Here is a 501-nt window from a genome sequence, read left to right on the forward strand (position 1 = left end):
CAGGAAGCATGGTGTTCCATTACAGGCAATCCGTGCTGCTGCTGAAAGCGCCCGTGACATGTTCAATCAGAAATACCCCTTCACCTGCAAGCGTTTCCAGACCGATGGGCGCAGCGTATTCGCCATGGTCGACGATGAAGGAAATGAAAACCTGATTGATCTTGTCAGAAAGCAGCAGGTTTTCAAAAAGATAATCAAACCTTCACTCTATTCCGGCATTGAATACGACAGCAATAACAACAGTGCGTTGCGCTGGTATCCACTCGTCAAGAACAGGAGCATCGTACTCGACCCACAGTTCTCCTTTGGTCGCCCGATTGTGGCTGATGCAGGCATTGCCACTGAGGTTCTTCATCAAAGCTGGCTTGCCGAAGATGAAGACACCAGACTGGTGGCCGGGCTTTATGAAATTGATCCTGCTGCAGTCAAAGCCGCAGTAATGTTTGAGCAAAGGATTGCCACACGTGAAGTACCTCATTGATAACAACCTTCCCCCTCAAC

General features: G+C 49.3%; 1 protein-coding gene. It reads left to right on the plus strand.

Features of this window, described 5'->3' with window-relative positions; translation table 11 throughout:
• Positions 1 to 481: hypothetical protein (locus E1189_RS00475; RefSeq protein WP_230459846.1), on the plus strand; the 481-nt coding region annotated here is incomplete at its 5' end.
• Between the last annotated feature and the right edge of the window lie 20 nt (positions 482 to 501).

The sequence above is a fragment of the Parendozoicomonas verongulae genome (genome assembly GCF_009711465.1).
In the GTDB taxonomy this organism is placed as follows: Bacteria; Pseudomonadota; Gammaproteobacteria; order Pseudomonadales; family Endozoicomonadaceae; genus Sansalvadorimonas; species Sansalvadorimonas verongulae.